Origin of the sequence: Paenibacillus cisolokensis (genome assembly GCF_018403665.1) — a bacterium.
Classification (GTDB): Bacteria; Bacillota; Bacilli; order Paenibacillales; family Paenibacillaceae; genus Paenibacillus_AH; species Paenibacillus_AH cisolokensis.
Map to the genome: position 1 here is coordinate 1 of NZ_BOVJ01000166.1, position 7,963 is coordinate 7,963.

Sequence of the window (7,963 nt, forward strand, 5' to 3'; positions counted from 1 at the left end):
CATGCTGGGCGTACCATAAAAAAACTCCCGCATAATGGAAATCCATTATACGGGAGATGTGCAACAACCCGGGACTCGTCATCGCGTTGTGAAACGCCGAATATGCCGAGTCGATCGGGAACCACCGCGCGAGCGGGGTCCAGACTCGAAATCGGGGCGCCGCCGATTCGATTCAATGTTGCGAGCAGAATGCAGGCAACAGCCGCGTCAGACCCGGCGGCGGCGGGCAAGCGCGGAAATCAATGCCGCAATGGCGACGACGAGCGCTGCGATCGACAGCACCAATGTCGCGGTATCCGGCTTGCCGCCGGCCGCCGTTTGCGCTTCGTCCGCGGCATGATCTTTGTCCGCGTCTGCGGCCCCTGACGGTGCGGCGCCGTGGCCGTCGGCTTGCGGAGCCCCGTCGACGACGGCGGTTACCGAAGCGGGCTTGTCGGCATCGGGGGCGCCGACCCATTCGACGACGCTTCCGTCCGCATAGGTCTGATACGCTTTCCATACAAGCTCGACGGCGTCGTCGGCTACTTTGCCGTTTATTTTAAACTCGATAAATTCCGTGTCGGCCAGCCCTTTGCCTTCCGCTTCCCACACGATGCTTGTGATCCGGTCGTTCGCGTCCCGCTCCAGCGAATAAGACCAGCCGGGAACCGGCTGAATCCGCCCCGCTTGATAACCGTCGGGAATCCGCAGTTCGACCTTGACCGTTTCCGTACCTTTCGTCTCGCTCGGCACTCGGACTGTAAACACCTCGTACGATCCTTTCGGCACTTCTTTCGGCCAAACCGTCACATGTGCGCTCGCTCCGCTCGCCAAAACCAGCGACACGATCGCGGCAATCGCCCATGCGGTCCATTTTTCGTCATAATCGATCTTCCCTTCCCTGTTCGAATATTGTTCTACCCGATCAAGTATAGGGAACGTCCGCCGACCGAGCATGACCCGGAAGAGCTATGGCGCCTTGACAGCTTTGTGAACGATAGCGTTGTGAGCGATGGGTGGGAGCGGTGGGTTGGAAGGACGAGTTCGGAGTGGCGGGTTCGGGAACGACTACGTTATGAGCGATAAGTCCGGAGTTACTATGTTATGAGTGACAATGTTATGAGTGGCAATGTTGTGAGCAGCGGGTTTGGTGCGGACCTCCTTGAACCGGATGTTCAAAAAAATAACCGGCATCCCGTCGGTAGAATACCGGAAAATGTGACTGGCGCAAAGCCGAATAGCCAAGCACGGCCTGTTAGCCAAATATGGACCGTTAACCAAGCACGGAACGTTAGTCAAGCAAGAACGTTAGTCAAGCACGGACCGTCGTTCCAGCATGACCCGTCGTTCCAGCATGACCCCTCGTTCCAGCATAGCCTGTCGTGCCAGCACGGACCGTCGTTCTAGCATAGCCTCTCGTGCCAGTATAGCCTCTCGTGCCAGTATCAGATGGATGCCCCTCTCGGCTAACGAATCTCACAAACCTTATTATGGTCGATTGGGGCCTTTAATGAAATGTAACGAAACTAGAACACGTTATTAACGCTATTTTGGTAATAATTTTCAATTATGACCTCAATAACGTGTCTCAGATTCGTAAGAACAAATGAAAGGGGATTTTCGAGCAAATAGCGTGTCTACGATTCGTTACAATCAAAAGGTATAGGCTGGAGTCGGAGCGACAGGTGAGAGCGACGGCTTAGAGCGGCGGGCTCGGAAACGACAACGTTGTAAGCGACGGGGTGGATGCCCTTCTCGGCTAACGAATCTCACAAACCTTATTATGGTCGATTGGGCCTTGGAAAGAAATGTAACGAAACTAAAACACGCTATTTACGATATTTTGGTAATAATTTGCAATTACGACCTCAATAACGTGTCTCAGATTCGTAAGAACAAATAAAAGCGGATTTTCGAGCGAATAGCGTGTCTACGATTCGTTACGATCGAGGGAATAGGCTGGGGCGGAGTGATGGAATTGCAGCGGCGGGGTTAATTACTGGTTCGAGCGAAGGAGCCTGGAGCGATAGCCTCGTGAACGGCAACGTTGTATGCGGCGGGTTGGAGCAGCGGGTTTGGAGCGACAGCATCGTAAACGGCAACGTTGTATACGAAGGGTTCGCGAGGAACAGTGTTGTGAGCGACTTGATTCTGAACGTTAGAGTCGTGAACCACGGCTCGTGAACGTTCATTTTGCGAACGTCAGCTTCGTGTACGTTGCCGGCCGCGCGTTTTCAGCGTGATTTGCCATCCACCATCCCGTGCTCGAATGCGTACCTTGTCAATTGAACCCGGTTGTTCAAATGAAGCTTCTGCAAAATATTTTTAAGATGATTTTTGACCGTATGCTCGGATATGCCGAAAGCGGCGGCGATCGCTTTGTTGGAATCGCCTCGGGCCACCCGTTCCAGCACTTCAATCTCGCGCGCCGTCAGGGGCGTCATGACCGCACAGTCGCTGCTGGGGGCGTCATCCCGCGAAGCGCTGCCGCTTTTCGCGGCCCCGGCTTCCCGCCCGCTCCATCCTCCGCGAAGTTTCCCGCGCATGCCGCGGGACGATTCGCCGGCTGACTCCGTGCCGCCGTGCCGCCGTTCTTCCGCATTGCCGCCCATGCGGGAATCGCCGCCGCCGCTAGCCGTAAATTCCTGCAGCAGCCGAAACGCGAGCTCCTTCGTCATGGGCGCTTCATCCATGGCAACGGCGCGCAAATATTCCAGCCATGCGGAAGGCTCCAGGTTTTTCAGCAAATACCCTTGCGCTCCCCGCTTGATCGCCTCGAACAGATCGGTAATGTCGTCCGATACGGTAACCATGACGATTTTGACCGCGGGCATCCGCGATTTGATGCGCTGCGTCGTCTCCAGCCCGTCCATACCGGGCATGCGGATGTCCATCAAAATGAGCTCCGGCCTGAGCATTTCTGCCAGCAGCAGCGCCTCTTCGCCGCCGGCGGCTTCCCCGACCAGAGCAAATGCGGGATCCGAACCGACAATGTCCCGCATCCCTTCCCGACCGTCCGGATGATCGTCAACGATCAAGACCCGGATCGGCCCGACCGCATCTTCCATCTGCCGGCCTCCCCTTTCTTGACGATTTCCACGACAGTTCCGGAAGGCAGGCCCTCGCCTTGTTCCGTCTCGCCGTGACAGGAGCGAATCTCCACGAACCAGCCCATCGCTTCCGCGCGGTCACGCATCATGCGCACGCCGTATTTGCCCTTCGCTTCGAGCGCTTGCGGATCGGCGCCCAAGCCGTCGTCCCGGACGGTGCATCTGAACCCCGCCGAGGAAGCGCGGCCGGTCCGATGCCGTGCGGACCGACGCTTCGGCCTGTCGGCAGCGGCCGCTGTTGTCATCCCGGAGCGTTCGCCGCCGTCCGCCGGCTCCGTGTCGGGAACGCAGGCAATCGTAACGCGATGCGCCCGCGCATGCTTGCGGATATTCATGACCGCCTCGCGCAATATCGCAAGCAGCTCGACCTTCTCCTTGCGAGTCAGCGATCCGTCCGGCAGACGCCAATCGAGCGTAACGTCAACGCCGCCGCTCGACTCCAGTTCCCCCGCAAGCGCGCGCAGCGACTGCATCCACGGCAGGTCCGCGGCGGCCGGCGGGTTGCGCAAGGCCGCGATCGACTGCCTTACGTCGTCGTGAATGCGGCGCACGGTGCGCCGGATACGAGACGTCGTCTCCCTGACGTCTTCCGGGCTTTCGGCGCGATCCAGCCGGTCCAGCTTCACCGACAGCAGAAAAAGCGATTGCGCGATGCCGTCGTGCAACTCGCGGGCGAGCTGCTCGCGTTCCTGAAACGCCGCCTTGACCATCTTCTCCCGCTGCAGCTCCTCCTGGGTATGCTCCAGCATAGCGAACAGCTTGCGCAGCAGCGTCACCGTAACGAGAAATACGAGCACCGGCGCCAGCAAATTGCCGAGATCCATCGACAGATATGGCAGCAGCACCGTATGCCGCAAATATTCCCAGAGCCCGATCGTAATCGTCGGCGTCCACAAAATGAATCGTTTGATTGCCGCGTAAGTCACCGCTCTCTCCCCCGTCGCACATTTTCCGTTCAATAATTCCGGAACGGGTGCCGCTTCACTCGTTCGTTATCGTCGCGATCCAGAACGCGAACCTCCGCGATCCAGCGGCCGGCGTACGGCAAATACGGTCCTTCGGAACGGTAGGTCGCTTTCACGAAACCGTCGAACGCGTCGAATTCGTCATCCTCGTACGGTTCGAGAGGAATATCGATCGGCCCGCTCTCCGGCCGGTCTTCGGACAGAAGCCGCAGCGCAACCGATTTCGGTGTGCCGACATCTTCGGGCAGCCAAACCTTCACCGTAAATTTGTTGTCGCCGGGCACATTCGGCGAAATACGGACCGTCACATGCATCTCCTCGCCCATCTGGTGCCAGTTGACGGGCTCGTTCTCCGGCAACGGGCTGATCGAAGTGAAGATCGCCGCAATGACGATAATAAGCGCCATCAGAATGCCGTCCATTTTGAGCAGCGTGCCCTTTGGAAAATGTCCTTTGCGAACCCTAAGCCGCAGCAGCACGCCGACAATCATCACCAACAGGACAAGTGCGGATTTGATCAGCAGCAGCGTCCCCCACGGCGTGTAAAACAGGTAGTCCCAGCCGGGCATAAAATAAACGGTCAGCCCGATGCCGCTGAGCGCCAGCAGCGCGACGGACAGCCATGCGGCATTGCTGAACGCCGGAGCGAAACGTCCGGCTTCCTTGCGGTCTCCGAACCATAACGCGAGCAGCAGCGTCAGCCCGCCCACCCACACGGCGGCCGCGAGCAAATGGACAAAGTCCGCCGCGACCGTCATCGCTTTCGGCTCCATCGCGGCGGCATGACCGTTCAGGCTTTCGACCGCCAGCAGCGCCGCCGTCCAGAGCAGAGCGGCTATGCGGCCGGCCTTCATGACCGCGAAGCCGACTGCGGCGAGGAGCAGCAGCGAAAGCCATATCTGCCCGACCGACGTCGACAGCAGCAGGGAGCCCCAATCGGCGAGCGGCAGCCCTTCCATCAGCTCGCGCGTCGACATAAACACGTACAAGAGCGTGCCGGTCAGCAGCGCCCGCATGCCGTAAAGCCCCCATTTCGCCAGCCAGGGCTCGAGCGCCGGCTGCCGCCCTTTCGACAGCGCGTACCACAGCATAATTCCCGCTGCCAGCAGCAGAGCGGCATAGTACAAAACCCGAATGGTGTACATGATGAATTGTTCGACCGTCAATTGCTTTTCCGCGCCATACCCGCCGTGGCCTTCATGGCCGACCTGCTTGTGCAGGTCGAAAGCGGACGCGTCGGGAGAAGCCGGCGGGTTGCCGACGACGAAAACATAGGAACCGCTTACCGGATGTCCGTCCGCCGATACGACTTTATAAGATACGGTGTAGCGGCCCTCTTTCAGCTCAGGCAGCGGCAAGCGGAGCGATTTGCGGTCGCCGGGCGCTTCCGGCCGGGCCTCCGTAACGGGATTCGAGCGGTCGTCCAGTACGGCGATCGACCCGACATCGCTCTCCACCGCTTCGTTAAAGTGCAGCTCCACTGCGGCCGGTCCTTCCTCCATCCGTTCGCCGGGCTCCGGAACCGAGCGTTCCAAGACGGCATGCGCGCTTGCTGAACCGGTCTGAAGCCAGGCAAGCGGCGCCCAGATCGCCAGCGCGATCCCGATCCATAACGCCAACCGGCGGAATGCCGGCCGAATTCGAAACCATATATTGTTCATATGCGGCATCCTTTCTTTTGCCAAGCTTATTATTAGTGTACTAGACCGTCCGGGCCGATAACAGACGCCAATTCCGAATATTTCGTGAGATTTCGCCGATCGGATCGTTCGTAGGCTGTAAAAAGCGCCGCTTCGTCTTCCCCAGCGATCCGGAACGTTGTCGGACTTGACGCCTTTGCAGCGGCTGCCACCATTGTTAAAATAACGGCCGGACCCGTCTACCGGGCCGGCTGTTGTTGCGGTTTATATTCGAGGCCGGTCCGCGTCCTTATGGTCGGCCGGGGTTTATAATCCGGGACAATCTGGCACGCTAATACGAGCAAGCCTAATTCAAAACTTGGAAAGGAGTCCGCAAGTATGACGAATCCTTCGTACAAAATCGCCCGGCTCGACGACAAGCCTGAAGCGGTGGAGCATATCCGCGAGTGGGAACGCCGGCTGAGCGAGCAGATCGGCGTGCCGGTCGCGCTGATCGCCTATACTTCTTCCGGAGATGGCGATCCGGTCGACGAGACCCGTCTGTCCGGACGATAGCCCCGAACGTTCCGATCGAACCCCAACCTCATCCTGTTCGAAGACGGAGTGCGCCGCTGACCGCTTCGCCGAAAGACAGGGCTGCGGTTTCCGGACCGGCTTCGGCCTGACGGCGCGGTCTGCCGCGGACGGACGGCTAGCGTACCCCGCTCTTTGCGTTCGAACCAGGGAACGTGCATCAATCGGCGGCCGATTGTCCGCAAGGGCGATCAGGTGAAAAAGCCTGTCAGCCCGGCGCGAAATTCCGCCGCGGCGGCTCGACCGCTATCCCCGCCTCCTGCAGGCCGCGCCGCAAATATTGCGCGGCGTAAGCCGCGTCGCGGCCGTCGCCGTGCAGGCAGATCGTTTGCGCGCGCACGGGCACGGCGGAGCCGTCCGGCGTATAGGCCCGGCCTTCCAGCACCATCGCGAGCGCCTGGCGCAATATCTGCTCCGGTCGCTCCAGCAGCGCGCCGGGCGTCCGCCGGTCCGCAAGCCGGCCGTCCGGCCGGTACGCCCGGTCGGCGAACACTTCGGAAACGGCGGTCAGGCCGCAGCGTTCCGCCACAACCGGCAGCAGCGTTCCGGACTGCCCGTAGACGAACAGATGGCTGCCGAAGACGGCCGCGGCGCGCACGACCGCTTCCGCGATCGCCTCGTCGGCGCCCGCCATATGATACAGCGCTCCGTGCGGTTTGACATGATGGAGCGTGCCGCCCGCGGCACGGACGAAAGCGTCCAGCGCGCCGATCTGGTAGACGACGAAATCGTACACCTCGTCGGGCGTGACCGCCATCTCGCGCCGCCCGAAGCCGAGCCGGTCGGGCAGCCCCGGATGCGCCCCGACCGCTGCGCCGGCCGAAACGGCGCGCTCTACGGCCTGGCGCATCGTATGCGGATCTCCCGCATGAAAGCCGCAGGCGATATTGACGCTTGTCGCCTGTTCCAGCAGCCCGTCGTCGTGGCCGAACGCATACGGGCCGAAGCCTTCGCCGAAATCGCAATTCAGGTCGACCGCCAGGCGCTGGCCGGCGGTCGTCCGTTCCCGCTCTGATCCGTTCCTTGTCATAGACGTCTCCTTCGATTCCTTCTCGGGTTCGCTTGCCGGAACCCGGCCTATCATGCACAAGGCGGCAATGTTCCGCCGCCAGTCCCGTTACGGCAGACGGCAGCGTATAGCCGTCTTCAGGACGCGCATGGCGCGTTCGAGCATCAGGTCGAGGCGCTGCGCCTCGGCCAGCGCGATCGGCCGAAACCGGACCCAATCGCCCGGTTTCGCCTGCGCGAGCAGCGGCAAGTCGACGGTGGCGACTTGCGCGATGACGGGGTAGCCGCCGGTCGTCTGGCAGCCGGCGGCCAGCACGATCGGCCCGGCGCCATCGGGCACCTGGACGGCGCCGGGCAATACCCCGTGCGAGAGCAGTTCCGCACGGGATTCCCGTACCGGCGGGGGGCCGTCAAGACGGACCCCCATCCGGTCCGACGCGGGAGCGACACGGTACCGCTCCCGGTAAAACCGCGCACGGGCGTCTTCGCCGAACAGCCCGTGCGCGGTCCCCGGCATCGCGCGCAGCTCGATGCCGCCGTCCCCGCCGCCGCCGTAAACGAACGGCGGCGCATACCAGGCCGCCCAGGCGGAGCCTTGGCGGCCGGAATCGCCCGCGGCGCGGCGCTGCGCCAGCGCCGCCATCCAGGCGGCCGCCCATGGGGACGGGGCGGCCGCGCCCGCGCCGCA

General features: G+C 61.3%; 8 protein-coding genes. 2 read left to right on the forward strand and 6 right to left on the reverse strand.

Going from position 1 to position 7,963, the window contains the following annotated elements:
- Positions 1-207 precede the first annotated feature (207 nt).
- Positions 208-936 (reverse strand): YcnI family copper-binding membrane protein, encoded by a 729-nt coding sequence (locus PACILC2_RS21140; RefSeq protein ID WP_213530678.1) that lies wholly within the window; start codon positions 934-936, stop codon positions 208-210.
- Between the two features lie 1,077 nt (positions 937-2,013).
- Here PACILC2_RS21140 and PACILC2_RS21145 point away from each other — a divergent pair.
- Positions 2,014-2,163, forward strand: coding sequence for a hypothetical protein (locus PACILC2_RS21145; protein ID WP_213530680.1), 150 nt, complete (start codon positions 2,014-2,016; stop codon positions 2,161-2,163).
- A gap of 50 nt (positions 2,164-2,213) precedes the next feature.
- Here the strand turns inward: PACILC2_RS21145 and PACILC2_RS21150 are convergent, their stop codons facing one another.
- From PACILC2_RS21150 to PACILC2_RS21160, 3 genes are read right to left on the reverse strand one after another with little or no spacing between them, the layout of a single operon-like run.
- Positions 2,214-3,047: a response regulator gene (locus PACILC2_RS21150; protein ID WP_213530682.1), complete on the reverse strand. Its 834-nt coding sequence runs from the start codon at positions 3,045-3,047 to the stop codon at positions 2,214-2,216.
- Positions 3,014-4,015 (reverse strand): sensor histidine kinase, encoded by a 1,002-nt coding sequence (locus PACILC2_RS21155; RefSeq protein ID WP_082655342.1) that lies wholly within the window; start codon positions 4,013-4,015, stop codon positions 3,014-3,016. The genes PACILC2_RS21150 and PACILC2_RS21155 overlap by 34 nt, the downstream gene beginning before the upstream one ends.
- Positions 4,016-4,044: 29 nt before the next feature.
- On the reverse strand, positions 4,045-5,715 hold the full coding sequence (locus PACILC2_RS21160; RefSeq protein ID WP_213530684.1) for a copper resistance CopC/CopD family protein: 1,671 nt from the start codon (positions 5,713-5,715) through the stop codon (positions 4,045-4,047).
- Between the two features lie 357 nt (positions 5,716-6,072).
- Here PACILC2_RS21160 and PACILC2_RS21165 point away from each other — a divergent pair, with 357 nt between their 5' ends.
- On the forward strand, positions 6,073-6,249 hold the full coding sequence (locus PACILC2_RS21165; RefSeq protein WP_213530686.1) for a hypothetical protein: 177 nt from the start codon (positions 6,073-6,075) through the stop codon (positions 6,247-6,249).
- A 226-nt stretch (positions 6,250-6,475) separates the two neighbouring features.
- On the opposite strand, the gene PACILC2_RS21170 is transcribed toward PACILC2_RS21165, so the two are convergent.
- Together PACILC2_RS21170 and PACILC2_RS21175 are read right to left on the reverse strand one after the other, a co-directional pair.
- Positions 6,476-7,297 carry a LamB/YcsF family protein gene (locus tag PACILC2_RS21170; protein ID WP_213530688.1) on the reverse strand — a complete coding sequence of 274 codons (822 nt, stop codon included), beginning with the start codon at positions 7,295-7,297 and terminating at the stop codon, positions 6,476-6,478.
- Positions 7,298-7,384: 87 nt separating this feature from the next.
- Positions 7,385-7,963 (reverse strand): 5-oxoprolinase subunit C family protein (locus tag PACILC2_RS21175; RefSeq protein WP_504739390.1); only part of this gene is annotated, 579 nt, incomplete at its 5' end.